A 24,790-nucleotide genomic window follows, 5' to 3' on the forward strand; every position below is an offset into this window, starting at 1 on the left:
CGATCCAACGCCGCAGGAGCGGCTTTAGCCGCGATTCCGGCCGCGCGCAAGAACCCCATCGCGGCTAAAGCCGCTGCTACCGCGATTCGCAGGGCTCTAGGCATCATGGCGCGCCACCTCGCGGTCCACCGCCTCGAGCAGAATCCTCGCCACCAGGGTGGCGAAATCGTCACCGGCGGCCTTGGCGGCCATCGGCACCAGGCTGTGATCGGTCATGCCCGGCACCGTGTTCACTTCCAGCAGTTGCCACTGGCCGTGTTCGTCACGCATCACGTCCACCCGGCCCCAGCCCTGGCAGCCGACCACCCGGAAAGCGCGCAGGGCCAGCTCACGCAGGGCCTGCTCGTCGGCCTCGTCGAGACCGGCCGGGCACAGGTACTCGGTGCTGTCGGACTGATACTTGGCCTCGAAGTCGTAGAAGGCGTGGGGCGTTTTCAGGCGAATCGCCGGCAACGCCTGCTCGCCCACCACCGCCACCGTGTACTCAGGCCCACGTACCCAGGCTTCCACCAGCACTTCGCTGTCGTAGCGCCGGGCGGCGGCCAGGGCGGCGGCCAGATCCGCTTCGCCGTCCACCTTGGCCATGCCGATGGAGGAGCCTTCGTGGGACGGTTTGACCATGCGCGGGAAGCCCATGGTCGCCGGCGCCTCGGACACCCCGTCCACATAGAAATCCGGAGTGGGCAGGCCGGCGCCCTTCCACAGTTGTTTGGTGCGCACCTTGTCCATGCCGATGGCCGAGGCCATCACGCCGGAACCGGTGTAGGGCACGCCCAGGTGCTCCAGCAGCCCCTGGATCACGCCGTCCTCGCCACCGCGACCGTGCAAGGCGATAAAGGCCACGTCGAAGCCCTTCAGGGTGCTCACGCCGCTGTCCGCCGGGTCCACCAGTTCGGCGATCAGGCCCAGCTGGCGCAACGCCTGGTGCACGGCGGCGCCGCTCTTCAGGGACACCGGCCGCTCGGCGGAGTCGCCGCCGGCCAACACCGCCACCCGGCCAATGCGGGCCAGCCGTTGTTTCATGGCGTTGTCCAGGCGATTAACCACGATCACTGTCTCCTTGCGCCCCGCCATTGACCTGCGCGGCCAGATCCCGGGCGATGGCGCCCACGTTACCGGCGCCCTGGGTGACCAGCAGATCGCCGTCCTTCAATACCTGTTGCAGCAGACCGGGCAGCTTGGCCGGGTCGTCCACGTACAAGGGTTCCACCCGGGCGCGCTGGCGCAGGCTGCGCATCAGCGCGCGGCTGTCGGCGCCGGGAATCGGCTCCTCGCCGGCTCCGTAGACCTCCAGCAGCAGCAATTGATCCACCTCGCCAAGCACATCCACGAAATCCTCGTACAGGTCCCGGGTGCGGGTGTAGCGATGGGGCTGGAACAGCATCACCAGCCGCCGTTGCGGCCAGCCCTGACGGATCGCCGCCACGGTGGCGGCCACTTCGCGGGGGTGGTGGCCGTAGTCGTCCACCAGGGTGGCGCTGCCGCCTTCGCAGGGGTATTCGCCGAGCACGTCGAAGCGGCGCCCCACGCCGCCGAAGCCGTTCAGGCCGCGCACGATGGCGTCGTCGGCGGCGCCTTCGTCGGCGGCCACGGCGATCGCCGCCAGGGCATTGAGCACGTTGTGCCGGCCGGGCATGTTCAGGGTGATGTCCAGCGGCTCACCTTCGCTGCGCACCACCCGGAAGCGGGTGCGCATGCCGTCCTGCACCACGCTCTCGGCGCGCAGGTCGGCGTCCTCGCTGAAGCCGTAGCGGATCACCTGACGGTTGACCCGGGGCAGCAGCTTGCGCACCACCGGGTCGTCCACGCACATCACCGCCACGCCATAGAACGGCAGGTTGTGCAGAAACTCGATAAAGGTGTTCTCCAGCCGCGCGAAGTCGCCGCCGTAGGTGTGCATATGATCCGCGTCGATGTTGGTGACGATGGCGCTCATCGGCTGCAGGTGCAGGAAGCTGGCATCGGACTCGTCGGCCTCGGCCACCAGATAGCGGCTCTGCCCCAGGCCCGCGTTGGCGCCGGCGCTGTTAAGCCGGCCACCGATCACGAAGGTCGGGTCCAGGCCCGCTTCCGCCAGGATCGAAGCGACCATGGAGGTGGTGGTGGTCTTGCCGTGGGTGCCGGCCACGGCGATGCCGTGGCGGAAGCGCATCAGCTCGGCCAGCATTTCCGCCCGGGGCACCACCGGAATACGGCGTTCGTGGGCGGCGCTCACTTCCACGTTGTCGGTTTTCACCGCCGTGGAGGTGACCACCACGTCCGCGTTCTCCACATTCTCGGCGCGGTGGCCGATGTCCACGCGCACGCCCATCTCACGCAGGCGTGCCACCACCGGCGACTCCTTGATGTCGCTGCCGCTCACCGTATAGCCCTGGTTGGCCAGGACCTCGGCGATGCCGCACATGCCGGCGCCACCGATGCCGACGAAATGGATACCACGGATGCGGCGCATCTCCGGCACGATGTGCACGGCTTCCCGTTTCATGTCACTAGCGGCCATGGGCCACCTCCTCGCACAATCTCGCCACCCGGGCGGCGCTGTCCGGCACCGCCAGCTGGCGGGCCCGGCTCGCGATCTGCGCCAGGGCGTCCCGTTCGGTCATGCCGGCCAGGCTGCGCGCCAGGGCGCCGGCATTCATATCGTTCTGCGCCATCATCAGGGCGGCGCCCCGGTCCACCAGCCAGCGGGCGTTGAGGGTCTGGTGGTCGTCCACCGCGGTGGGCAGTGGCACGAACAGCGCGGCCACGCCGGCGGCGGCCACTTCCGCCACCGTCAGGGCACCGGCCCGGCACACCACCAGGTCCGCCCAGGCATAGGCCTCGGCCATGTCATCGATGAATTCGCTGACCCGGGCATTGAGGCCCAGGGCCTTGTACACCGGCAGCGCCTCGTCCTCGCGCCCGGCGCCGCACTGGTGGCGCACCTCCAGATGGTTGCCCAGCGCCGCCATCAGCAGCTCCGGCAGGTCCTGATTGAGCGCCAGGGCGCCCTGGCTGCCGCCCAGCACCAGCACCCGCAGGGCGCCCCGGCGGGCCTGGTAACGTTCCGCCGGCTCCATCAGGGTGGCGATCTCGGCGCGAACCGGGTTGCCCACCCAGACGCCGCCGGGCATGGCGCCCTCGAAGCCCTCCAGGGTTTCGTTGGCGAAGCGCGACAGCAGGCGGTTGGTCATCCCCGGCACCGCGTTCTGCTCGTGCACCACCAGCGGCACGCCGGCCATGCGCGCGGCCAGGCCGCCGGGGGCGCTGACGAAACCGCCAAAGCCCACCGCCAGCACCGGCTTGACCCGGCGAATCAAACGCCGGGCCTGCCACAGGGCGCGCAGCAACTGCAGCGGCCCGAGCACCTTGCGCTTGAGGCCGCCGCCGCGCAGCCGGCCCACGCCCAGGGTGGCCACCTGGAAGCCGTGCTTGGGCACCAGCCGGGCCTCCATGCCGCCCTCGGCGCCCAGCCACAGAATCTGGTAGCCCGCGTCGGTGAGCTCCCGGGCCACCGCCAGCGCCGGGAACACGTGCCCGCCGGTGCCGCCGGCCATGATCAGAACCGTTCCCTTACTCATTGCGCCCTCCCCCTGGCCTGCAGACGGGATTGCTCGGCGCCGGCGCGCAGCACCAGCGCCACCATGGCCGCCGAGATCAGCAGCGACGAGCCGCCATAGCTGACGAACGGCAGGGTCAGGCCCTTGGTGGGCAACACGCCCATGTTCACGCCCACGTTGATGAACGCCTGGGCGCAGAACACCAGCGCGCAGCCGTACACCAGATAGGCGTGATAGAGGAAACCGCGCTCTTCCAGGCGGTGGCCGATGCGGAACACCCGCCAGCCCAGCACGGTGAAGCCGGCCAGCATGGCGACCACGCCCAGCAGGCCCCACTCCTCGGCCAGCACCGCGAATACGAAATCGGTGTGCGCCTCGGGCAGGTAGAACAGTTTTTGCACGCTGTTGCCCAGGCCCACGCCCAGGAAATGGCCCCGGCCAAAGGCGATCAGGCTCTGGGTCAGCTGATAGCCGGCACCGTACTGGTCCGCCCAGGGGTCCGTGAAGCTCATCAGGCGGGCCACCCGGTAGGGTTCCGCCAGCGCCACCACCGCCGCCAGCACCACCGCCACCAGACCGATCAGCAGGAAGCGCAGGGTCGGCACCCCGGCCAGGAACAACATGCCCATGGCGGTAATGCCGAGCACCACCACGGCGCCGAAGTCCGGCTGCAGCAGCAGCAGGAAGGTGAGTGCGCCGAGCACGCCCAGCGGGATCAGAAACGCCTTCCAGCGGCTTTCCAGGGCGGCCTTGTGCTGGGCGATGTAGCCGGCCAGATACAGGATGAAGCACAGCTTCACCACCTCGGAGGCCTGAATGGTCAGGCCCGGCAGGGCGATCCAGCGGGTGGAGCCATTCACTTCCCGGCCCAGCCCCGGCACGAACACCAGCAGCAACACCACCACCGCCACCGGCAACACCGCGAAGCGCAGCCGTTCCAGCAGCCCCAGCGGCACGCAGCAATAAACGAACAGGCCCACGCCAACGCCGGCCAGCAGATACAGGCCGTGGCGCATGCCGTAGTAAAACGGGTTGCCAAGCCGGGTCTCGCCGATCTGCAGCGAGGCGGAGGTGACGATCACCAGCCCGGCCAGGCTCAACAGCGCCACCGCCCACAGCAGAGGCCGGTCCACGCCAGGCTGGCGCAGCGACATCAGCGGATTGGGGTGCAGGGACGCTTTAGCCACCGGCCACCTCCTTGGCCCGGGCGGTGAAGTCATCGCCACGGGCGGTGTAACCGCTGTACATGTCGAACGACGCGCAGGCCGGTGACAGCAGCACCGCGTCACCGGGCTGCGCCAGTTGCCGCGCCCGGTCCACCGCCGCGGCCATGTCGGTGACCCGCTCATAGGGCACGCCGGCCAGGCCCTCGGCCACCTTGTCCGCGTCCTGACCCAGCAGCAGGGCGGCACGCAGGTATTGGCGGGCCGGCTCGCCCATGGGCGAGAAGTCCTGGCCCTTGCCCTGGCCGCCGGCGATCAGGATCACCTTGCCGGGGATCACTTCGCCGATGCCGGTCAGCGCCGCCAGGGTGGCCCCCACGTTGGTGGCCTTGGAATCGTTGATCCAGCGCACTTCGCCGGCTTCCGCCACCAACTGGCAGCGGTGCGGCAGGCCCTTGAAGGCCTTGATGGTGGCCAGGGCGGTGGCGCGGTCGAAGCCCAGCGCATCGCTCATGGCCAGCACCGCCAGCACATTCATGGCGTTGTGGTGGCCGGTGAGCGCCAGCTCATCCAGATGCAGCAGCACCTGGCCCTGGTGGATCAGGGTGCGCCGCTCCGCGTCCAGCCGGTAATGGGCTTCCGGGTGGCTGCCGAAGGTGACCTCCCGGGGGGCCGGATTCTGGGGCCGGGTGGCCAGGTCGTCCCGGTTCCACACCGCCACCTGACAGCCGTCGTAAATGCGCTGCTTGGCGGCCACGTAATCGCTGAACGTGGTGTAACGGTCCAGGTGGTCCTGGGACACATTGAGGATGCTGGCCACCTGGGCGTTGAGGCTGTAGGTGGTCTCCAGCTGGAAGCTGGACAGTTCCAGCACGAACAGCTCCGCCTCGTCGCGCAGCAGGTCCAGGGCCGGCACGCCCAGGTTGCCGCCCACCCCGGGGCGGGCGTCGCAGGCCTGCGCCACTTCGCCCAACAGGGTGACCACGGTGCTCTTGGCGTTGGAACCGGTGATCGCCACCAGCGGCCGGCTGGCGGCCCGGGCGAACAGCTCGATGTCGCCGATCACTTCCTTGCCCTCGGCGGCCTGCTCGGCGATGGCCGGGGTGGACACCGCCACCCCCGGGCTGACGATCAGCCGGCGGGCCCGTTTCATCCAGCCGCTCTTGAAGCCGCCGGTATGAATCTTGAGTTTCGGGTATTCGGCCCGCAGGTCGTCCAGTCCGGCCGGAGCTTCGCGGGTGTCCAGAGCGCGCGCGGCCATGCCCTGATCCGCCAGATAGCGGATCACGGAGTGCCCGGTAACCCCGAGACCAATGACCAGATCGAACGCGTCTTTCGCCATATATTTCTTATTCCGCCCTTTAGCGAATTTTCAGGGTCGCGAGACCCACCAGTACAAGAATCACGGTGATGATCCAGAACCGCACGATGATCTTCGGCTCCGGCCATCCTTTCAGTTCAAAGTGGTGATGGATCGGCGCCATGCGGAAAATGCGCCGGCCGGTGAGCTTGAACGAGGCCACCTGCAACATTACCGATACGGTCTCCATCACGAACACACCGCCCATGATGAACAGCACGATTTCCTGGCGAACGATCACCGCCATCACGCCCAGCACCGCGCCCAGGGACAGGGCGCCCACGTCGCCCATGAACACCTGTGCCGGGTAGGCGTTGAACCACAGAAAACCAAGCCCGGCGCCACACAGACCGGCGACGATCACCACCAGTTCGCCGGCCCCGGCGATATAGGGAATCTGCAGGTAAGTGGCGAACTCCGCGTGGCCGCTGGCGTAGGCGAAGATGCCCAGGGCCGCCGCCACCAGCACGGTGGGCATGATCGCCAGACCGTCCAGGCCGTCGGTGAGGTTGACTGCGTTGGAGGCGCCGGTGATCACGAAATAGGTGAGCACCACATAGAACAGGCCCATGTTGATCGCCACGGTTTTGAAAAACGGCACGATCAGTTGGGTTTCCGCCGGGCTCTGGGCGGTGAAATACAAGGCCAGGCCGGCGCCCAGGGCGCCCACGGACTGCCAGAAATACTTCCAGCGGGCCGGCAGGCCGCGCGGGTTTTTCTCCACCACCTTGCGCCAGTCGTCCACCCAGCCCACCGCGCCAAACACGGTGAGCACCGCCAGGGTGATCCACACGAAACGGTTGCCCAGGTCCGCCCACAGCAGGGTGGCGATGGCGATGGACACCAGAATCAGGCCGCCGCCCATGGTCGGCGTGCCGGCCTTGCTCAGATGGCTTTTCGGGCCGTCGTCGCGGATCGCCTGGCCGACCTGTTTTTCCTGCAGTTTGCGAATCATCACCGGGCCGATCCAGAACGCCAGGAACAGCGCCGTCAGCACCGCCAGAATGGCGCGCAGGGTGATGTACTGGAACACCGTGAAGCCGTTGTAGAGTCCGCTCAGTTGTTCCGCCAGCCAAAGCAGCATCAGTGCTGTCCCCCGTCATTATTGGTGAGCCGTTGCACCACTTGCTCCATGCGGGCGAAACGCGACCCCTTGACCAGTACCGTGCCGCCGGCGGCGAGAATCTCGCGCGCCAGGTCGGCGGCCTGGTCGTGGTTGTCCACCGGCCGGGCGCCGTCGCCGAAGCCGCGCGCGGCGGATTCGGCGCCGGGCACCGTGATCAGTGTGTCGAGACCGGCCTGTTTGGCGTCTTCGCCCAGTTCGCCGATCAGTTTTTCCGCGTCCGGGCCCAGCTCGCCAATCGGCCCCAGTACCAGGGCGCGCGGTGCCGGGCGGTCCGCCAGCCAGGCAATGGCGGCGCGCACCGAGCCCGGGTTGGCGTTGTAGGCGTCGTCCACCAGGGTGCCGCCGCCATTGGCGATCACGTTCATGCGGCCGGACACCGGCTTGAGCGCGGCCAGCCGCGGCGCGGCGGCGGCCAGGTCGTCACCGAGGGCGGAGGCCGCCGCCAGTGCCAGCAGCGCGTTACCCACCTGATGGGCGCCCACCAGCGACAGGCGCACCGTCAGGCCCAGCGGCTGCACCACGAAGGAGGCGCCTTGCTCGTCCAGCCGCACCGACTCCGCGTACAGATCGCAGCCGTCGGTGTGGCGCACGCCCACCCGCTGAACCCGCAGGCCGTGCTCGGCGGCACGGGCGGCGAAGAAATCCGCGTAGTGGTCGTCGTTGTTGATGATGGCGGTGGCGCCTTCGGCGCAGTCGGTGAAGATCTCCGCCTTGGCCCGGGCGATGCCGTCCATGCTGCCGAAGCCTTCCAGATGGGCGCCGGTCACATTGGTGATCAGCGCCACCTGGGGTTTCACCAGCGACACGGTCCAGGCGATTTCGCCCGGGGCGCTGGCGCCCAGTTCGATCACCGCGCGGCGGTGTTCCGGCCCCAGGCGCAGCAACGTCAGCGGCACGCCGATGTCGTTGTTGAGGTTGCCGGTGGTGGCCAGGGTGCCCTGGCCGAGCAAGGCGGCGATCATTTCCTTGACGCTGGTCTTGCCGGCGTTGCCGGTCACCGCCACCCGCGGAATCGGGAAGCGGGCGGCGTGGCCGGCGGCCAGCCGGCCCAGGCCCTGGCGGGTGTCAGCCACGCGCACCTGGCGCTCGAACACGTCCTGGTCCCGGTCCACCAGCACCGCGCGGGCACCGGCGGCGCGGGCCTGCTCCAGATAGTCATGGCCGTCGAAGCGGTCGCCGCGCAGGGCCACGAACAGGCTGCCGTCCACCAGCGCCCGGGTGTCGGTGCAGACCGCGCCGATTTGCAGGTCGTCGCCGCGCAGCTCGCCGCCGGTCCAGTCTCGAATGTCGCTGAGGCGCATCATGCCGGGCCTCCCTGATCGCTCCACAGGGCCAGCGCGTCGCGGGCCAGTTCCCGATCATCCAGGGGGATACGCTCGCCCTGGATCTCTTGGTAATCCTCATGGCCCTTGCCGGCCACCAGCACCACGTCGCCGGCCTCGGCACCGATCACCGCGCGGCGCACCGCCTCACGGCGGTCCACCCGGGTATCCACCCGGGCCGGGTCGCGGACGCCGGCCAGCATGGCATCGAGAATCGCCTGGGGGTCCTCGCCACGGGGGTTGTCGCTGGTCAGCATCACCCGGTCGGCGCCGGCCTCGGCCACCGCCGCCATCAACGGCCGCTTGCCGGTATCCCGGTCGCCGCCGCAACCGACCACGCAGTGCAGGCGCCCGGAGAAATGCTCGCGCACCGCCGCCAGGGCCTTTTCCAGCCCATCCGGGGTGTGCGCGTAATCGACGATCACGGTGGGCTTGCCGGCCTCAAGAATCGGCTGCATGCGGCCCGGCACCGGCGTGACCGCGCCCAGGGCCATCTGCAGCTGTTGCGGGTCAATGCCGAAACCGTGCAGCACCCCGGCCACCGCCATCAGGTTGCTGCGGTTGAAGGTGCCGAACAGCGGCACCGACACATTCACCGCCTCGCCGCCCACGGTCAGCCGCAGGTCCATGCCGTCCGGGTGCGGCAGGCAGGCCACGCAGCGCACGGTGGCGCCGGGCTGGCCGCCGAAGGTAATGCAGCGCACGCCGTCGTTGAGCCGCGCCAGCAGCGCCTGGGAGGCCGGGTCATCGCCATTGATCACCGCCTGGGCCAGATTCGGGCGCGTGAACAGGGCCACCTTGGCGAGCAGATAGGAGTCCATGTCGCCGTGGTAATCCAGGTGATCGCGGCTCAGGTTGCTGAATACCGCGGCGCGGATCGGGGTGTCGCCCAGCCGGTGCTGGTCGAGGGCGTGGGAAGACACTTCCATGGCCACCGCGTCGGCGCCGTCCAGGCACAGGTCGCGCAGCCCCTGCTGCAGGCTGATGGGGTCCGGCGTGGTGTGGCCGGTGCTCCGTTCGTGGCCTTTCAGGCCCACGCCCAGGGTGCCCATCAGGCCGCAATGGAAACCCAGCGCATCCAGGGCATCGCGCAGGAACCAGGTAATGCTGGTCTTGCCGTTGGTGCCGGTGACGCCGATCACCTTGAGCCGCTGGCCGGGCTGCTCGTAGAAACGGGCCGCCAGCACGCCGACCTGGCGGCGCAGATCCGGAATCACCAGGTGGGCCACCGGCTGGCTGGCACGCACCATGAAGGTGTCACCCTGTTCCAGAACGATGGCGGCGCCGGCCCGCAGGGCGGCATCGATAAAGCGGCGCCCGTCGGCCTGATGGCCGGGCACCGCCAGAAACAGATCGCCGGGCCGCACCGCGCGGCTGTCCAGGCGCAGGGCCGGCACCGGCAGGTCGCCCAGCGCCGCCGGCAGCGGGTAATCGGGCAGCAGTTGGCTCAGCGTGCTCATGAGCGGCCCTCCCCGTCCAGGTCGCCGGCGATCAGGCCGTCGGTCTTGTCCGGCGGTACGTGCAGGGTGCGCAGCACGCCGCTGACGATGGCGGAGAACACCGGCGCCGCCACCAGGCCGCCGTAGTAGGCCTTGCCGCGCGGGTCGTCGATCACCACCACCGCCGCGATGCGCGGGTTGGAGGCCGGGGCGATGCCGGCGAACAGGCCGATATAGCGGTCGTCGGCGTAACCGTGACGGGTGATTTTGTGCACCGTGCCGGTCTTGCCGGCCACCTGATAGCCCGGGATGCGCGCGCGGCTGGCGGTGCCTTCCAGGCTGACCACGGTTTCCAGCATGCGCACCAGGGAATCGGCGGTGTCCGCCGCGATCACCGCTTCGCCCTTGGGCGGTTTGTCCACCTTGACCAGGGACAGCGGCACCTTGCGGCCGTGGTTGGCCATGATCGCGTAGGCCTGGGCCAGTTGCAGGGCGGACACGCTGACGCCGTAGCCGTAGGACAGCGCCGCCCGCTCCACATCACGCCAGCGGGCGCGCAGCGGCAGCATGCCCTGGCTTTCCCCGGGGAAAGAGATGCCGGTGGGTTGGCCGAAACCGAAACGCTCCAGATAGCTGGGCAGCACCTGCGGCTCCATGGACAGCGCCAGCTTGCTGGTGCCCACGTTGGAGCTCTTGGTAAGCACCGTGGTCACGTCGATGACGCCGTAATCCCGGTGGTCACGGATGGTTTTGGGGCCCACGCGCAGGTAACCCGGATGGGTATTGATCACCGTGGTCGGGGTGACCAGGCCCTGTTCCAGGGCGGCGGCCACGGTGAACGGCTTCATGGTGGAACCCGGCTCGAACAGATCGGTGACCGCCCGGTTGCGCAGGCTGGCGGTGTCCAGGTTGCCCCGGTTGTTGGGGTTGTAGGCCGGCTGGTTGACCATCGCCAGAATCTCGCCGGTCTTCACGTCCAACACCACGGCGGAGCCACCGGCGGCCTTGAAGCGGCGGGTGGCGGCCAGCAGTTCCTTATAGGCCAGATACTGCAGGCGCAGGTCCAGGCTCAGGGTCACGTCCTGGCCCGGCTCCGCCGGTTCCAGCACCTCGATGTCCTGGATCACCCGGCCGAGCAGATCGCGCACCACCTGCTTGCGGCCGGCCTTGCCGGACAGCCGGTCCTCGAACGCCAGCTCCACGCCTTCCTGGCCGCGCTCGTCGATATTGGTGAAACCGACCACATGGCTGGTGACCTCGCCGGCCGGGTAATAGCGGCGGTATTCGGTGAGCCGGTGGATGCCGGGGATGCCCTTGTCGAGAATGGTGGCCGCCTGTTCCGGCGCCAGCCCCCGGGCCAGATAGATGAATTCCTTGTTCTTGTGGCGCTCGATGCGCTCGGCGAAGGCGGCCCGGTCGATGATCGGGTTGTTGCCCAGCAGCGCCCATTTCTCCGGGTGCTCCAATGCCTCGCTGGGGTTCGCCCACAGGGTAATCACCGGGGTGCTGACAGCCAGGGGCCGGCCTTCGCGATCACGGATCACGCCACGGTGGGCAGCCACCGGCTCCACCCGCAGGTTGCGGATCTCGCCCTGGTGCGCCAGGAAGCCGTGCTCAACCACCTGCAGCTGTACCGCCCGCGCCACCAGCACCGAGCCACACAGCACCCAGAAGCCCAGCACGAAGCGCCAGCGCAGCGTCCGGTTGGCTTGGCGTTTGGCCTTTTGTGACGTTCGGCGCGCCCCTCTCATGGCCGTATCAATACTCGCTCGTCGGTTTCCGGTAATTTCATGCCCAGGTCCTCGCGGGCCAGGCGCTCCACCCGGGCGTAACTGCCCCAGGTACTGTGTTCCAGCAGCAGCTGGCCCCAACGGGTTTCCAGCCGTGCCTGCTCGCTGAGCAATTGCTGGGTGCGGTCGGTGAGCCGGCGCGCCTCATGGACGCTGTAGGCCACGCCCAGGGCCGAACCCACCACCAGCATCAATAGCAACGGCGCCAGCCAGCGGGCTCTCATGCCACTTTCTCCGCCACCCGCAGCACCGCGCTGCGGCTGCGTGCGTTGACGCGCACTTCGGCGTCGCCGGCCCGGCGCGCCTTGCCCAGCGGCCGCAGCTGCTCGGGCGGTTCCTCCATCATCGGCAGGCCACCCCGCCCCTTCGGGGCCAGGCCGGAGTGATCACGGATAAAACGTTTCACCAGCCGGTCTTCCAGGGAATGGAAGCTGATAATGGCGAGACGCCCGCCGATGGCGAGCGTCTCGAGGGTCTGGTCCAGCACGTTGCGCAAGGCGTCCAGCTCCCCGTTTATATGTATGCGCAGGGCCTGGAAGCTGCGCGTGGCCGGGTGCTTGCCCGGCTCGCCACGCCCCAGCGCCGACTCGATCAACGCCGCCAGCTCGCCGGTGGTGCGCAGCGGCTGCTGCTCCCGCCGTTCGCAGATGCGGCGCGCGATGCGGCGCGATTTACGTTCTTCGCCGTACTGATAGAGCACATCGGCGATGGCTTTTTCATCGGCGTGGGCCAGCCAGTCGGCCACGCTCTCGCCGTGCTCCGGGTCCATGCGCATGTCCAGGGGACCGTCGCGCAGAAAACTGAAGCCCCGGGAGGCGTCGTCCAGTTGCGGCGACGACACGCCCAGGTCCAGCAGCAGACCGTCGATGGCGCGGCCCTCGGCGGCGACCAGTTCCGGCAGACAGTCGAACCGGGCACGGTGAATGCGGAACCGGCCATCCTCGGCGGCCAGCCGTTCGCCGGTGGCCACTGCCTGCGGGTCCCGGTCCACGCCCACCAACCGGGCGGCGGCATCGAGACGGGCCAGCAGCGCGCGGCTATGACCGCCACGGCCGAAGGTGCCGTCCACGTAAAAACCGTCCGCGCGGGTGGGCCACATTTCCAGTACCTCCTCCAGCATTACCGGCTGGTGTTCGTACTGCTTGTTGTCGTTGCTCATACCCGCCGCCCTGACGACCCTAGAAGGACAGGGCCTGCACGCTTTCGGGCATGGCCTCCTGATCCAGGCTCTGTTGTTCCAATTGGTTCCAGGTGTCCTCGGCCCAGATTTCAAAACGGTGCATCAAGCCCACCAGCATGGCGCGCTTTTCCAGACCAACCACGTCACGCAGTTCCGGCGGCACCAACAGACGGCCGTTGCCGTCCATTTCCATCTCCGCGGCCTGCCCCAGGAAACGCCGTTTAAGGGCGCGCACCTGGGCGTGGGCATCGCTCTGGCTCGCCACCTGCCGGGCGATGTCCCGCCACTCCGGGGCCGGATACATCACCAGGCAAGCGTCATAGGGGTGTTGAGTGAGCACGACACGGCCACCGCAAGCGCTGTTCAGCGACTCGCGGTATCGGGTCGGCACGGTCAGCCGACCTTTTGCATCCAGATTGAGCGCCGTACGCCCGTTGAACACTGGCCTTCCCCTCTCTCGGGTTGAGTGCGGATCCTTCCCACTTCATGCCACCGGATGAGCGTTTTTCTCCACTTCATCCCACTTTTCACCACATTGCGACACTCTAGGTCCACGGGAATCGGCAAGTCAAGCTTGGCGGGAGAGGCGAATGTAAAAGAAAATCTTTGAAAATCAGTTTGTTAGCTGCGTCACAGAGGGGCGCGAGGGGGCATGGGAAGGGGAGTTCTGAACGGAATCAGACGCCTGAACGGCGTTTCCGAGAAAGCACTTTAAGTGTTAGATTATTTTGTTATATAAAACAGACAGAAAAGAGGACGTGGGAATCATTCCGGGTAAGCACTGACTCGCGGCGGAAGCCGGTACTGGCGGGCCTCCATCACATCCGGGCCGCATTCCAGCTGTTCAAGCCAGCTCAAAAAGGCGGACACGGTGTCCGGCCGGTCGAAATAGCCGCCGTGCTGGGGCACGATCATCGCCGGCGCCAATTCACGGACCATCCGCACCCACAGCCGGCAGGCCCGGTTGCCCGCCATATAACGGCGGTGGAACCCGGCCATGGACGGCACATGGCGCTCAAAGCTGGCCACCGCGCCCTCCTCCCCATCCAGGGAGGCGCCGATATCACCGGAGAACAGAATCCGGCTGGTCGGATCGAAGAAGCTGAAATTGCCCACCGAGTGCAGGAAGTGGGCGGGCAGCGCCCAAAGCTCCGTATCCCCGAACGGCAACCGGGCGCCCTCATCCGGCAACGGCAGAATGCGCGCCTGCCACTGCTCGCCCACCCGGCTGGTGACAAAGGTGGAGGCCAGATGCGGCAGGAACCGGGACCACAGGCGCGACACCGCCACCTTGCAATCGGAATGCAGCATCCAGCGCGGCAACGACGCGATGATGTCCGGGTCCTGGTGGGACGCCAGAATATAGTCCAGGGATTTGAGGTTGAAGTGACGGCTCAATTCGATGGTCAGGGGCGTGAAGGTGAGATCGCCGCCGGGATCGATCAGCGCGCCATGGCTACCATGACGGATGGCGAACTGGTTGGCCTGGATACCCTCGCCTTTCACCAGGTCCGCGTAACGCACCACCCGGTGGTCCTCACTCTCGAAAAGAATATCCGCTTTGGCCATGATTCCCCGTCACCCCCGTTGGTCTGCCACGGAGGATAGCCGCCGGCGGCGGCCGGCGGACTGATCGGGGTCAAGACAGAGACAGTTGAAAGTTAAAAGTTAAAAGCGCGCGGGCCACGCCGTGCCGACTTGCGGTTTATCACCGCGCGGACGTCACAACCGGCGCCACTTCGCGTATCCGGCGTCATGGAGTCAGCCTTACCAATCCCGCGCCTTCAACTTTCAACTTGTAACTTTCAACTGCCCTTAATGTTCAGGTGGACCGGTCGATAAGCCGGGTTCTGTCGTGGGCAGCCATTCATCTGGGACCCGCGTCGCCGCGGGCCTCTAGCGACCTACCCGGATCCAGCGCGGGCCACGCCATTGGATCCCTATTTGGTCTTGCTCCGGGTGGGGTTTACCCTGCCACCGCTGTTGCCAGCGGCGCGGTGCGCTCTTACCGCACCTTTTCACCCTTACCCGCTTGCGAACAAGCGGGCGGTCTGTTTTCTGCGGCACTTGCCGTGACCGCGCCGTCGCCAGCGCGGCCCCCAGGCGTTACCTGGCACCCTGCCCTATGGAGCCCGGACTTTCCTCCAGTGACGTAACGCCACCAGCGGCTGCCTGACCGGTCCGGCGCGGAGCATAGCACGACAACCCCCTCCCGTAGGAGCGACTTGTAGGAGCGACTTGTAGGAGCGACTTGTAGGAGCGACTTGTAGGAGCGACTTGTAGGAGCGACTTGTAGGAGCGACTTCAGTCGCGATAAACCATCGCGCGAACCTGATCGCGACTGAAGTCGCTCCTACACATACCCGTGCGGCCCCGCGATCATGGATCACAAGGTTTCCAGGTAGGTGTAAAGCGCCTGCCGCTTGAGGCCGGTGTGGGCGGCGAGAATGCGCGCCGCCCGGGACAGCGGCAGCTCCTCCAGCAACGCCCGGGCCAGGGCCCGGTCCCGCTCACCCAGCTCATCCCCCCGGGCCGCCGGGCCCAGCACCAGCACCAGTTCGCCACGACGCTGGTCCTTGTCGCCGCGTACCCATTCGAGAATCTCCGCCACCGGGCCCCGGCGCACGGTCTCGAACCTTTTGGTCAGTTCCCGGCACAGGGTCAGTTCCCGCTCCGGGGCAACGCGGGGCGCCAGCGCCTCCAACAGCGACAGCACCCGGTGCGGGGCTTCATAGATAAGGGTGGTGACCTCACTGCCGGCCAGCCGCTCCAGGGCCCGTTCCCGGGCGGCGCCCTTGGCCGGCAGGAAACCCTCGAACAGGAAGCGGTCGCTGGGCTGGCCGGCCACCGCCAGCGCCGCCAGCAGCGCCGAGGCGCCGGGCACCGGCACCACTTTCACGCCGGCGTCCTGGCAGGCGCGCACCAGGCGATAGCCCGGGTCGCTGACCAGCGGCGTGCCGGCGTCGCTGATCAGCGCGCCCTGGTCGCCGTCCGCCAGCCGCTGGATCAGTTCCGGGGTGCGCTGGGCCTCGTTATGGTCGTGGTAACTGATCAACCGGGTGGCGACGCCGATATGCTCCAGCAGCGATTGGCTGTGGCGGGTGTCCTCGGCGGCGATCCAGTCCACCTGGTCCAGCACCGCCAGGGCGCGGCGGGTAATGTCGTCCAGGTGACCGATGGGAGTACTGACCACATACAGGGTGCCGCTCATGAAGAGGTTCCAGAGGTAGTGTAAAAGTTGGCGACTGTCAGGGTGATTCGAGCGCCGCAAAACGCCTACAATACCGGCTCCGTTCCCGTAGTCGCAAAGGGTTGCCCCACCGTCATGGATTTTAGACCGGCCCGCCTGGCCGCGATGGCACTGATCGTGCTCGTCACCGGCTGTCAGTTACCCGCCCCTCAGGGCAACACTTCCGACCGGGACCGGGCCGCCCCCGCCCGGGAAGCCCCGCAACAGGTCAGCACCGCCAACCAGCGGCTGACGCAGTTGGCCGAACCGGTGCGCACCGACACCGCCCTGGCCTGGGCCCGCTATTACCTGATCAACGACCGCGCCGCCGACGCCGGTGAGCTGCTCGATCAGGTGGACGATGGCAATGCCCAGACCCAGGATCAGCGCTACCACTGGCTGCGCCTGCGCACCCAGGCCTGGCTGGCGGCCCAGCAACCGCGCCGCGCCCTGGAGCTGCTCGACCAGCGCCAGGCCACGCTCAACGGCTTCGACGCCGCCCGCCAGGCACGCATGAAACTGCTGCGCGCCGACGCCCTGGCGCTGGACAACCAGTTGCTGGAAAGCCTGCGCCAGCGGGTGGCGGTGGACGCGCTGCTGGACAGCGACGATCAGCGCTACAACCGCAAGCTGATCTGGGAAGCCCTGATGAGCCTGCCGCTGGAAACCCTGGAAAGCCGCTCCGAGGAAGCCACCGGCGACCTGCGCGGCTGGATGGAACTGGCGCTGCTCTACCGCGACCCCCAGGCCAACATCGATGCCCAGGTGCAACGGCTGAATGCCTGGCGTGAGACCTGGCAAAACCATCCCGCCGCCCGCCAGCTGCCGGAAATGGTCGGCGCCCTGCAGCAGGCGGCCCGGGAACGTCCCCAGCGGGTGGCCGTGCTGCTGCCGGAAAGCGGCCCCCTGGCCCCGGCGGCCGAGGCCATCCGCGATGGCATGATGACCGCCTTCTACAGCGCCGAGCAGGCCGGCAACCCGACGCCGGACCTGCGCTTCTATGACGTCAGCGGCGCGGACATGGCCACCCTGTTGCAGCGTGCCGTGGACGACGGCGCCCAGTTGGTGATCGGCCCGCTGGACAAGGAAAAGGTGGCGGAGTTGGCCGCCCTGGGCACCCCGCCGGTGACCGTGCTGGCCCTCAACTACCTGGACCAGGGCAGCCGCCAGGCGCCGCTGTTCCAGTTCGGCCTGGCGCCGGAAGACGAGGCCCGGCAGATCGCCGAACAGGCCTGGCGGGAAGGCCACCGGCAGGCCGGCGTGCTATACCCGCACAGCGAGTGGGGCCACCGGGTGAGCGAAGCCTTTATCAGCGCCTGGCAGGATCAGGGCGGCCAGGTGGTGGTGGAAAGCACCTTCAATGACGACGACCTGGGCGACACCGTCAAGAATCTGATGGCCACCGTGCGCCGCCACGACGGCAGTGCCGGCCGGCGCACCGAGTACCGTCCGGTGCGCGGCGACAACATGAGCTTCCTGTTCATGGTGGCCAGCCCCAATCAGGGCCGCCAATTGAAGCCGCTGCTGAATTTCCACTACGCGCGCAATCTGCCGGTGTACGCCACCTCCTACATCTATGACGGCACCCCGGCACCGCGCCGCGACCAGGACCTGGACGGCGTGCGTTTCGTGGACATGCCCTGGGTTCTTTATCAGGATACCCGTTTGCACCATCTGGCCAGGGAAACCTGGCCGGACGGCCACGGCCGCTATAACCGCCTGTTCGCCATGGGCCTGGACGCCTACCGTCTGCAGGCGCGGCTGTACCTGCTGCGCACGGTGACCGGCAGCGACCTGCCCGGGGTCACCGGCAATCTGCACCTGGACGGTGCCCGACTGGTGCGCCAGTCCGACTGGGCCGAGTTCCGGCGCGGCGAACCGGTGCCGCTGCCCCGCTTCGGCGGCGGCGCCGATCTGGACAACAACAGCTTCGACTGAAGGAACACCCGCATCGACCGACTCTTTCCAGGGAGGGAAAGACGCCATGGAAGGCAACAACAAGGATTGGCGCAGGCAACGGGGCCTGCGCGCCGAGCGACGTGTGCTGGACTGGCTGCGCGAGCGCGGCCTGACACCGCTGGTGGCCAACTACCGCTGCCGGCTGGGGGAAGTGGATCTGATCATGGAACATGGCGACACGCTGGTGTTCGTGGAAGTGCGCTGGCGCGCCGGCCACGGTTACGGCGGCGCCCTGGCCTCCGTGGACACCCGCAAGCAGCGCCGCCTGGTGCGCGCCGCCCGCCATTACCTCGGACGCCACCCGCTGCAGGCCCGCCGGCCTTGCCGCTTCGACGTGGTGGGCCTGGAACCGGATGATCGGGGCATGGTCCGCTATGATTGGATACAGAACGCTTTTTACGGAGACGGATAAATGAGTGTGGAGCGCATCAGACAGTTGTTCGCCGAGAGTCTGGAGACCAAGGCCAAGGCCGGCGAGGTGTTGCCCGAGGTGATCGCCGCCGCCGGTCAGGTGATGGTGGAATGCCTGCTCAACGGCGGCAAGATCCTGAGCTGCGGCAACGGCGGCTCCGCCGGCGACGCCCAGCATTTCTCCTCCGAACTGCTCAACCGTTTCGAGATGGAGCGGCCGGCGCTGCCGGCGGTGGCGCTGACCACCGATTCGTCCACGCTTACCTCGATCGCCAACGATTACAGCTACAACGAGATCTTCTCCAAGCAGGTGCGCGCCCTGGGCAACGCCGGCGACGTGCTGCTGGCGATCTCCACCAGCGGCAATTCCGCCAACGTGATCCAGGCGATTCAGGCCGCCCACGACCGGGAAATGAAGGTGGTCGCCATGACCGGCAAGGAAGGCGGCGAGATGGTGAACCTTTACGGCCCCGGCGACATCGAAGTGCGGGTACCGGCCACGTCCACTGCCCGCATTCAGGAAGTGCACCTGCTGGTGATCCACGCGCTTTGCGATTTCATCGACCAACAACTGTTTGGAGGCCCGTAATGCGTCACCTCGGCCTGATGGCCCTGCTGGCCACCCTGCTGCTGTCCGGCTGCGCCGCCCTGACCAAGAACATGTCCCAGGAGCCGGTGGACGCCGACCACGGCTCGCGCACCTTCGGCGCCTTTGTCGAGGACGGCAATATCGAGCGCAAGATCAAGATCAACCTGGCCCGCACCAGCGCCGATCTGGATGAAAGCCATATCGTGGTGGTGAGCTTCAACGGCAATGTGCTGCTGGCCGGTGAAGTGGCCAGCGACGACCTGCGCGTGCAGGCCGGCAACATCGCCGAGCGGGTACGCCATGTGCGCCATGTGCACAACGAGCTGAAAGTGTCCGGCAAGACCGGCGCCCTGGCCCGCACCAACGACAGCTGGCTGACCACCAAGGTCAAAAGCCGGCTGCTGACCCACAGCGAAACGCCGGGCTGGCGCACCAAGGTGGTGACGGTGAACGGCGTGGTCTACCTGATGGGCCTGCTGAGCCGCGCCGAGGCCGACGCGGTGGTGGCCCAGGTGCAGCAGGTGGGCGGCGTGCAGAAGATCGTCAAGATCATCGAATACATCAACTGATCAAGGCTTATCGCGGCTGAAGCCGCTCCTGCAAAACCACAGTAGGAGCGGCTTCAGCCGCGAAAGGTCTATTGCCCGCCAGCCACCCGGTAATCCTCCAGGCCGGCCAGCCCGTCCAGGGGCCCGATGCCGGGCGCGTCCCCAAGGGTGGCGACACCCTCTTCCACCCGATTGAGCGCGGCGGCCAGGTCGGTGCGCAGCGGGTTGGGATTGGAGTCCACTTCCAGGGCGCCCTCGCCGCCCACCGCCGCCAGCAGGTGGCCGGAGGCCAGCAGGCCGATGCCGCCGCCCAGATAATGGGGATAGTAGCGCAGCCCGGCGTCGTTGATGGCCCGGGCCAGCGGCAGGCCACGGCTGATACCCCCCCACTTGGCGGCGTCCGGCTGCAGGATCGACAGCGCGCCGCTGTCGATGGCGTCGTGGAAGCGCTGCTCGCCCATCAGGTTCTCGCCGGCGGACACCGGAATGTCGGTGAGCCCGGCCAACGCCCGCCAGTCCGACCAGGGCGCGGTGCACAGCAACGGCTCCTCGATCCACTTCAGCCCCAGCGGGTTCAGGGCCGGTAACTGTTGCCGGGCCTGCTCCAGGGTCCAGCCCTGGTTCACGTCCACCATCAGCGCCGCCGATTCTCCCAGGGTGTCACGCAACGCCGCCAGGTTGGCCAGGTCGCGCTCGGCGCCAAAGCCGATCTTGAGCTTGAAGCGGGTGTAGCCCCGCGCCGCCATTTGCCCGGCCAGCCGTTCCGGCGCGGTGGGATTCAGGCCACTGGCGTACACCGGAATGCGGTCGCTTTGTCCGCCCAGGTAACGCCACAGCGGCTCACCGGCGCGGCGGGCGCACAGGTCCCAAAGCGCCAGGTCGATGCCGGACAAACACTGGGCGAACGGCCCGGGCTCCGCGCATTGCAGGGCCAGCACCCGGGTGCCCGCTTCCAGCGCCAGGAAGGCCGCCTCCGGCGAACTGAACTCCCGGCCCACCAATTGCGCGCGGAACACACTCTCCACCAGCCGGGCCCGGTGCTCCGCCCCCACCATGGGAAAGTTGCACCAGATTTCGCCCCAGCCCTGATGGCCGTCCTGGTCGGTCACCCGCACCACCACCATGGGCCGGTCCAGCATGGTGCCGAAGGAGGTTTCCACCGGCGTTTCCAGCGGGCAACGGTAAACGAAGGTATCGAGGGCGCGGACGGCGACCGGATGGTTCATGCTTTCAGATCCATTTCCAAATGAATGTAATCGCCGCGATAGGTGGCTTCGGCCACATAGACGATGGTGTTGTCGGCGTCCACCAGTACCCGCCGCACATTGGCGATCGGGTCGCCCAGCGGCATGTCCAGCAGACTCGCCACCTCCAGATCCGCCTTGGCGATGGTGATGCTCTGTTTGGCCTGCGCCACGGTCAGGTCCAGGGACATCAGCACCGGCAAAATGATCTCGTTGCGAAAGCGTTTCTCCGCTTTCTTGAACACGCTCTTTTCCAGATAGATGGAGATCACGCAGTACTTCACGCCCTGGCGGGCATGCACCCGGCGCAGGTGGTGGTAGTGCGCCGCCGGCGTGCCGTCGGCCTCGGTGAGGCTGGGCGGGGTGCTGGAGTCGGAAATATTGGTGACCACCGGAGTGTCGCCCCGGTAGGCCTCCACCAGTGCCTGGAGGGTGGTTTCCACCTTCACCGGGTGCGGGCCGGTGCCGGCCTGCAGCACCAGGGTGCCGACGCCGCGCTGCACCTTGATCAGCCCGGAGCGGGCCAGCAACTGCAGGGCCTGGCGCACCGTCACCCGGGACACCGAGAACTCCTTCATCAGCACCTCGATGGGCGGCAGCATACTGCCCTCCGCCCACACGCCCCGGCCGATCCGGTAGCGGATAATGTCCGCCACCTGCACGTACAGCGGTATCGGGCTGGCGTTCAGCAACCCGCGGTCATCATTGTGATCAGCCATCCATTCCCTTCCCTTTGCTTCCCGGCAAACGCTTGACAGGAAACCTAGCATGTGGAAACGTTCGCATCAACTGATGTCCTAACATTAGGACTTCATGACTTCTCACCGCAAGGAGTACACGGTGTCAGACCAACAATACGACTACATCGTGGTGGGCGCCGGTTCAGCCGGCTGCATCGTCGCGAACCGGCTGTCCGCGAACCGCGATCACAAGGTGCTGCTGCTTGAAGCGGGGGGCTGGGACCGCAATTTCTGGCTGCATTTTCCGGTGGGCTACTACCGCTCGATTTACGATACCCGGGTGTCCCGCCTGTTCGACACCGAGCCCTGTGAGGGCAGCGGCGGACGCAATATCGTCTGGCCCCGGGGCAAGGTGATCGGCGGCTCCAGCTCTATCAACGGGCTGATCTTTATTCGCGGCCAGCGCGAGGATTTCGACGGCTGGGCCGAACAGGGCGCCACCGGCTGGTCCTACGACGAGGTGCTGCCCTACTTCCGTCGGCTGGAGCGTTACACCGGCGCCGCCGACCCAAGTCGCGGCGACCGGGGCGAGCTGGAAGTCTCGGACATGCGCACCAACAATCCGGCCTGCCAGGCCTGGCTGCGCGCCGCCGGGGAATACGGCCTGCCCTTCAACCCGGACATGAACAGCAGCGACAACCGGGGCGTGGGCCCCTATCAGCTGAGCCTCAAGGGCCGCTGGCGTTGCAGCGCCGCCAAGGCCTTCCTGACGCCGATCAAGGACCGCCCCAACCTGACCATCATCACCAATGCCCCGGCCAACCGGGTGGTGTTCGAGGGCAACCGGGCGGTGGCGGTGGAGTGGCGCCAGAACGGCCAGGTCCACCGGGCCGAGGCCCACCGGGAAGTGGTGCTGTGCGCCGGCGCCATCCAAACGCCCCAGCTGCTGCAGCTGTCCGGCGTGGGCCCCGCCGAGTTGCTGCAACGGCACGGCATCACGCCGGTCCATGATGCGCCGGAGGTGGGCGCCAACCTGCAGGATCACTATCAGGTGCGGGCCATCTACCGGCTCAAGCGCAAGCTGTCCCTGAACACCGACATCCGCAATCCCTTCAAGCTGGCCAGCATGGGCCTGGAATGGCTGCTGCGTGCCTCCGGTTCGCTGACCGTGGGCGCCGGCCAGGTGGGCGGCAGCGCCCGCACCCGCTATGCCGAGGGCGACCGTCCGGATGTGCAGTTCAACGTAATGCCGCTGTCCGTGGACAAGCCGGGCACGCCCCTGCACCGCTACCCGGGCTTCACCGCCTCGGTGTGGCAGTGCCATCCCCGTTCCCGGGGGCAGGTGCGCATCGCCTCCGCCGACCCGGCGGCGGCGCCGACCATCGAGCCCCGTTATTTCTCCGACCCGCACGACCGCAAGGTAATCGTGGAGGGCATGAAAATTCTCCGCGACATCGCCCGCCAACCGGCGTTCCGCGACCTGTGGGATGTGGAGATGGAACCCGGAGAGCAAGTCGACGGCGACGAGGCTCTGTGGGAGTCCGCCCGCCAGCGCGGCGGCACCGTGTTCCATTGCGTGGGCACCTGCCGCATGGGCAGCGACGACGGCGCCGTGGTCGACCCGCGCCTGCGCGTGCGCGGCGTGCAGGGTCTGCGCGTGGTGGACGCCTCGGTGATGCCCCAGGTGACCTCCGCCAACACCAACGCGCCCTCGCTGATGATCGGCGAGAAAGGCGCTGCCCTGATTCTTGAAGACGCCAATCCGGAGTCCCAACCATGAAATTCGATTACCAAAATCATCTCGGAGGGGGCACGCCCTTCCATACCGTGAACCCGGCGCACCCCGATCAGGTGGTGGGCGGCTACGCGGAAGTGACCGCCCGGGAAACCGTGGACCAGGTGCTCGACCAGGCCGCCCGCGCCCAGCGCGAATGGGCCCAGGTACCGCCGGTGGAACGGGGCGACCGGCTGTTGGCGTTCCTGGAAGAGGTGGTGGCGAACGTGGACCGGATCGCCGAGGCCATCACCCTGGAACAGGGCAAGCCGCTCAATGAGGCCCGCAATGAGACCCTCAAGGGCTGCGCCGAAGGCCGCTTCATGGCCGGCGAGGCGGCCCGCCAGCAACTGCAGACCAGCGCCGCCGCCCGCCCACGGGTGCGCAATCTGATCCTGCGCCGCCCGCGCGGCACCCTGCTGGCCATCTGCCCGTGGAACTTCCCGGCGATGACGCCGCTGCGCAAGCTGTGCCCGGCCATCGCCTTCGGCAACGCGCTGGTGATCAAGCCGTCCCAATTCACCCCGGCGGCGGCGTTCCTGCTGGCGGAAATCGCCGAGCGCCACTTTCCCGCCGGGCTGGTGCAGGTGCTGCCCTGCGGCGGCGCCTTCGCCAGCCAGCTCACCGCCGCCGGCCGCTTCGATGGCGTCAGCTTTACCGGCTCCGTGGCGGTGGGCCGCAAGGTCGGCCTGGCCGCCGCCGAGGGCCTGGTGCCGGCGCAACTGGAACTGGGTGGCAAGAACGGCGTGATCATCAATGACAGCGCCGACCTGGACGGCTGCCTGGACCAGGTGTTCGGCGCCGCCTTCCAGACCGGCGGCCAGCGTTGCACCAGCCTCAGCCGGGTGATCGTGCACCGCGATCTGCACCAGGCGGTGGTCCGGGGGCTCGCCGAGCGGGCCCGGGCCCTGCGTCCCGGCGATGGCCTGCAAGACACCACCACCCTGGGCCCGCTGTGCAACGCCGCCCATTTCGACAGCGTCAAAACGCTCACCGCCCGTGCCGTGGAGGAAGGCGCCACCCTGGTCACCGGCGGCGAACCGGCCACGGTACCCGGCTGCGAGGGCGGCTATTTCTTCGCGCCCACGCTGCTCGACAACGCCGGCGTCTCCGACACCGCCAGCCGCCAGGAAATCTTCGGCCCGGTGCTGTCGGTACTGCCCTACGACGACGCCGACCAGGCCCTGTCGATTCTCAACGACACCGAATACGGGCTCACCTCCAGCCTGTTCTCGGACTCCCATGCGCTGATCCAGCGCTTCCTGGACGAAAGCCGCAACGGAATGCTGCACGTGAACAACGGCACGGTGCCGGACGTGAACATGCCGTTCGGCGGCATGAAGCATTCCGGCCTGGGCGCCTACTCGGTGGGCGCTTCGGCGTCGACCTTCTACACCATCGAACAGGCCGCCTACCTGGCCTGGTAAATAACAACAG

Annotated in this window: 22 protein-coding genes and 1 other RNA gene; 6 read left to right on the plus strand and 17 right to left on the minus strand. The window is 67.7% G+C overall.

What is annotated here, in order from left to right; all coding sequences use genetic code 11:
* Positions 1 to 96 precede the first annotated feature (96 nt).
* From FGS76_RS18420 to rsmI, 15 genes are all read right to left on the minus strand, one after another.
* Positions 97 to 1,023 carry a D-alanine--D-alanine ligase gene (locus FGS76_RS18420; RefSeq protein WP_377900308.1) on the minus strand — a complete coding sequence of 309 codons (927 nt, stop codon included), beginning with the start codon at positions 1,021 to 1,023 and terminating at the stop codon, positions 97 to 99.
* A 16-nt stretch (positions 1,024 to 1,039) separates the two neighbouring features.
* Entirely contained in the window at positions 1,040 to 2,500 is a 1,461-nt protein-coding gene (murC, locus tag FGS76_RS18425; RefSeq protein ID WP_138774120.1) for a UDP-N-acetylmuramate--L-alanine ligase, read from the minus strand.
* Entirely contained in the window at positions 2,490 to 3,560 is a 1,071-nt protein-coding gene (gene murG, locus FGS76_RS18430; protein WP_138774121.1) for an undecaprenyldiphospho-muramoylpentapeptide beta-N-acetylglucosaminyltransferase, read from the minus strand. Before murG ends, murC begins: the two co-directional genes overlap by 11 nt.
* The gene (ftsW, locus tag FGS76_RS18435; RefSeq protein WP_138774284.1) at positions 3,557 to 4,693 is read right to left on the minus strand and encodes a putative lipid II flippase FtsW; all 1,137 of its coding nucleotides are present in this window, start codon (positions 4,691 to 4,693) and stop codon (positions 3,557 to 3,559) included. The genes murG and ftsW overlap by 4 nt, the downstream gene beginning before the upstream one ends.
* Positions 4,694 to 4,718: 25 nt before the next feature.
* Positions 4,719 to 6,044, minus strand: coding sequence for a UDP-N-acetylmuramoyl-L-alanine--D-glutamate ligase (gene murD, locus FGS76_RS18440; RefSeq protein WP_138774122.1), 1,326 nt, complete (start codon positions 6,042 to 6,044; stop codon positions 4,719 to 4,721).
* 19 nt (positions 6,045 to 6,063) lie between these two features.
* Positions 6,064 to 7,146: a phospho-N-acetylmuramoyl-pentapeptide-transferase gene (mraY, locus tag FGS76_RS18445; protein WP_138774123.1), complete on the minus strand. Its 1,083-nt coding sequence runs from the start codon at positions 7,144 to 7,146 to the stop codon at positions 6,064 to 6,066.
* Positions 7,146 to 8,492, minus strand: coding sequence for a UDP-N-acetylmuramoyl-tripeptide--D-alanyl-D-alanine ligase (locus FGS76_RS18450; RefSeq protein ID WP_138774124.1), 1,347 nt, complete (start codon positions 8,490 to 8,492; stop codon positions 7,146 to 7,148). The genes mraY and FGS76_RS18450 overlap by 1 nt, the downstream gene beginning before the upstream one ends.
* Positions 8,489 to 9,970: a UDP-N-acetylmuramoyl-L-alanyl-D-glutamate--2,6-diaminopimelate ligase gene (locus FGS76_RS18455; RefSeq protein WP_138774125.1), complete on the minus strand. Its 1,482-nt coding sequence runs from the start codon at positions 9,968 to 9,970 to the stop codon at positions 8,489 to 8,491. Before FGS76_RS18455 ends, FGS76_RS18450 begins: the two co-directional genes overlap by 4 nt.
* On the minus strand, positions 9,967 to 11,700 hold the full coding sequence (locus FGS76_RS18460) for a peptidoglycan D,D-transpeptidase FtsI family protein (RefSeq protein ID WP_138774126.1): 1,734 nt from the start codon (positions 11,698 to 11,700) through the stop codon (positions 9,967 to 9,969). The genes FGS76_RS18455 and FGS76_RS18460 overlap by 4 nt, the downstream gene beginning before the upstream one ends.
* On the minus strand, positions 11,697 to 11,963 hold the full coding sequence (gene ftsL, locus FGS76_RS18465; protein WP_138774127.1) for a cell division protein FtsL: 267 nt from the start codon (positions 11,961 to 11,963) through the stop codon (positions 11,697 to 11,699). Before ftsL ends, FGS76_RS18460 begins: the two co-directional genes overlap by 4 nt.
* Positions 11,960 to 12,898 carry a 16S rRNA (cytosine(1402)-N(4))-methyltransferase RsmH gene (gene rsmH, locus FGS76_RS18470; RefSeq protein ID WP_138774128.1) on the minus strand — a complete coding sequence of 313 codons (939 nt, stop codon included), beginning with the start codon at positions 12,896 to 12,898 and terminating at the stop codon, positions 11,960 to 11,962. The genes ftsL and rsmH overlap by 4 nt, the downstream gene beginning before the upstream one ends.
* Positions 12,899 to 12,917: 19 nt before the next feature.
* Positions 12,918 to 13,361 (minus strand): division/cell wall cluster transcriptional repressor MraZ, encoded by a 444-nt coding sequence (gene mraZ / locus FGS76_RS18475; protein ID WP_138774129.1) that lies wholly within the window; start codon positions 13,359 to 13,361, stop codon positions 12,918 to 12,920.
* A gap of 323 nt (positions 13,362 to 13,684) precedes the next feature.
* Positions 13,685 to 14,488 (minus strand): oxygen-binding di-iron domain-containing protein, encoded by an 804-nt coding sequence (locus FGS76_RS18480; protein WP_138774130.1) that lies wholly within the window; start codon positions 14,486 to 14,488, stop codon positions 13,685 to 13,687.
* Positions 14,489 to 14,742: 254 nt separating this feature from the next.
* An RNA gene (gene rnpB / locus FGS76_RS18485) (RNase P RNA component class A) lies at positions 14,743 to 15,103 on the minus strand.
* A 202-nt stretch (positions 15,104 to 15,305) separates the two neighbouring features.
* Positions 15,306 to 16,130, minus strand: coding sequence for a 16S rRNA (cytidine(1402)-2'-O)-methyltransferase (gene rsmI, locus FGS76_RS18490; protein WP_138774131.1), 825 nt, complete (start codon positions 16,128 to 16,130; stop codon positions 15,306 to 15,308).
* Positions 16,131 to 16,244: 114 nt separating this feature from the next.
* Between rsmI and FGS76_RS18495 the strand changes: the two genes are divergently transcribed.
* The 4 genes from FGS76_RS18495 to FGS76_RS18510 are packed head-to-tail and all read left to right on the plus strand — an operon-like array spanning position 16,245 to position 19,676.
* A complete protein-coding gene (locus FGS76_RS18495; RefSeq protein WP_138774132.1) occupies positions 16,245 to 18,086 on the plus strand; it encodes a penicillin-binding protein activator in 1,842 nt (613 codons plus the stop codon).
* Between the two features lie 46 nt (positions 18,087 to 18,132).
* Complete coding sequence (locus FGS76_RS18500) at positions 18,133 to 18,519, plus strand: YraN family protein (protein ID WP_138774133.1); 387 nt, start codon at positions 18,133 to 18,135, stop codon at positions 18,517 to 18,519.
* Positions 18,520 to 19,107, plus strand: coding sequence for a phosphoheptose isomerase (locus FGS76_RS18505; protein WP_138774134.1), 588 nt, complete (start codon positions 18,520 to 18,522; stop codon positions 19,105 to 19,107).
* Positions 19,107 to 19,676 (plus strand): BON domain-containing protein, encoded by a 570-nt coding sequence (locus FGS76_RS18510; protein WP_138774135.1) that lies wholly within the window; start codon positions 19,107 to 19,109, stop codon positions 19,674 to 19,676. Before FGS76_RS18505 ends, FGS76_RS18510 begins: the two co-directional genes overlap by 1 nt.
* Before the next feature lie 68 nt (positions 19,677 to 19,744).
* Here the strand turns inward: FGS76_RS18510 and FGS76_RS18515 are convergent, their stop codons facing one another.
* Together FGS76_RS18515 and FGS76_RS18520 are read right to left on the minus strand one after the other, a co-directional pair.
* The gene (locus tag FGS76_RS18515) at positions 19,745 to 20,881 is read right to left on the minus strand and encodes a mandelate racemase/muconate lactonizing enzyme family protein (RefSeq protein WP_138774136.1); all 1,137 of its coding nucleotides are present in this window, start codon (positions 20,879 to 20,881) and stop codon (positions 19,745 to 19,747) included.
* Positions 20,878 to 21,618, minus strand: coding sequence for a GntR family transcriptional regulator (locus tag FGS76_RS18520; RefSeq protein WP_138774137.1), 741 nt, complete (start codon positions 21,616 to 21,618; stop codon positions 20,878 to 20,880). Before FGS76_RS18520 ends, FGS76_RS18515 begins: the two co-directional genes overlap by 4 nt.
* Positions 21,619 to 21,739: 121 nt before the next feature.
* On the opposite strand from FGS76_RS18520, the gene FGS76_RS18525 reads away from it, so the two are divergent.
* Positions 21,740 to 23,359, plus strand: a complete 1,620-nt coding sequence (locus FGS76_RS18525) for a GMC family oxidoreductase (protein WP_240692601.1) — start codon at positions 21,740 to 21,742, stop codon at positions 23,357 to 23,359.
* On the plus strand, positions 23,356 to 24,780 hold the full coding sequence (locus FGS76_RS18530; RefSeq protein WP_138774139.1) for an aldehyde dehydrogenase family protein: 1,425 nt from the start codon (positions 23,356 to 23,358) through the stop codon (positions 24,778 to 24,780). The genes FGS76_RS18525 and FGS76_RS18530 overlap by 4 nt, the downstream gene beginning before the upstream one ends.
* Positions 24,781 to 24,790: the final 10 nt, after the last annotated feature.

It is taken from the genome of Alloalcanivorax gelatiniphagus, from assembly GCF_005938655.1.
GTDB lineage: Bacteria > Pseudomonadota > Gammaproteobacteria > Pseudomonadales > Alcanivoracaceae > Alloalcanivorax > Alloalcanivorax gelatiniphagus.

Bases quoted from the DNA above. Each gene is read 5' to 3' on its own strand.
- murG (WP_138774121.1), bottom strand. From the start codon at position 3,560: ATGAGTAAGGGAACGGTTCTGATCATGGCCGGCGGCACCGGCGGGCAC.
- ftsW (WP_138774284.1), bottom strand. From the start codon at position 4,693: ATGTCGCTGCGCCAGCCTGGCGTGGACCGGCCTCTGCTGTGGGCGGTG.
- FGS76_RS18420 (WP_377900308.1), bottom strand. From the start codon at position 1,023: ATGAAACAACGGCTGGCCCGCATTGGCCGGGTGGCGGTGTTGGCCGGC.
- FGS76_RS18495 (WP_138774132.1), top strand. From the start codon at position 16,245: ATGGATTTTAGACCGGCCCGCCTGGCCGCGATGGCACTGATCGTGCTC.
- FGS76_RS18480 (WP_138774130.1), bottom strand. From the start codon at position 14,488: ATGGCCAAAGCGGATATTCTTTTCGAGAGTGAGGACCACCGGGTGGTG.
- FGS76_RS18455 (WP_138774125.1), bottom strand. From the start codon at position 9,970: ATGAGCACGCTGAGCCAACTGCTGCCCGATTACCCGCTGCCGGCGGCG.
- FGS76_RS18460 (WP_138774126.1), bottom strand. From the start codon at position 11,700: ATGAGAGGGGCGCGCCGAACGTCACAAAAGGCCAAACGCCAAGCCAAC.
- FGS76_RS18450 (WP_138774124.1), bottom strand. From the start codon at position 8,492: ATGATGCGCCTCAGCGACATTCGAGACTGGACCGGCGGCGAGCTGCGC.
- rsmI (WP_138774131.1), bottom strand. From the start codon at position 16,130: ATGAGCGGCACCCTGTATGTGGTCAGTACTCCCATCGGTCACCTGGAC.
- rsmH (WP_138774128.1), bottom strand. From the start codon at position 12,898: ATGAGCAACGACAACAAGCAGTACGAACACCAGCCGGTAATGCTGGAG.
- FGS76_RS18515 (WP_138774136.1), bottom strand. From the start codon at position 20,881: ATGAACCATCCGGTCGCCGTCCGCGCCCTCGATACCTTCGTTTACCGT.
- FGS76_RS18530 (WP_138774139.1), top strand. From the start codon at position 23,356: ATGAAATTCGATTACCAAAATCATCTCGGAGGGGGCACGCCCTTCCAT.
- FGS76_RS18510 (WP_138774135.1), top strand. From the start codon at position 19,107: ATGCGTCACCTCGGCCTGATGGCCCTGCTGGCCACCCTGCTGCTGTCC.
- FGS76_RS18505 (WP_138774134.1), top strand. From the start codon at position 18,520: ATGAGTGTGGAGCGCATCAGACAGTTGTTCGCCGAGAGTCTGGAGACC.
- murC (WP_138774120.1), bottom strand. From the start codon at position 2,500: ATGGCCGCTAGTGACATGAAACGGGAAGCCGTGCACATCGTGCCGGAG.
- ftsL (WP_138774127.1), bottom strand. From the start codon at position 11,963: ATGAGAGCCCGCTGGCTGGCGCCGTTGCTATTGATGCTGGTGGTGGGT.
- FGS76_RS18500 (WP_138774133.1), top strand. From the start codon at position 18,133: ATGGAAGGCAACAACAAGGATTGGCGCAGGCAACGGGGCCTGCGCGCC.
- mraY (WP_138774123.1), bottom strand. From the start codon at position 7,146: ATGCTGCTTTGGCTGGCGGAACAACTGAGCGGACTCTACAACGGCTTC.
- FGS76_RS18520 (WP_138774137.1), bottom strand. From the start codon at position 21,618: ATGGCTGATCACAATGATGACCGCGGGTTGCTGAACGCCAGCCCGATA.
- murD (WP_138774122.1), bottom strand. From the start codon at position 6,044: ATGGCGAAAGACGCGTTCGATCTGGTCATTGGTCTCGGGGTTACCGGG.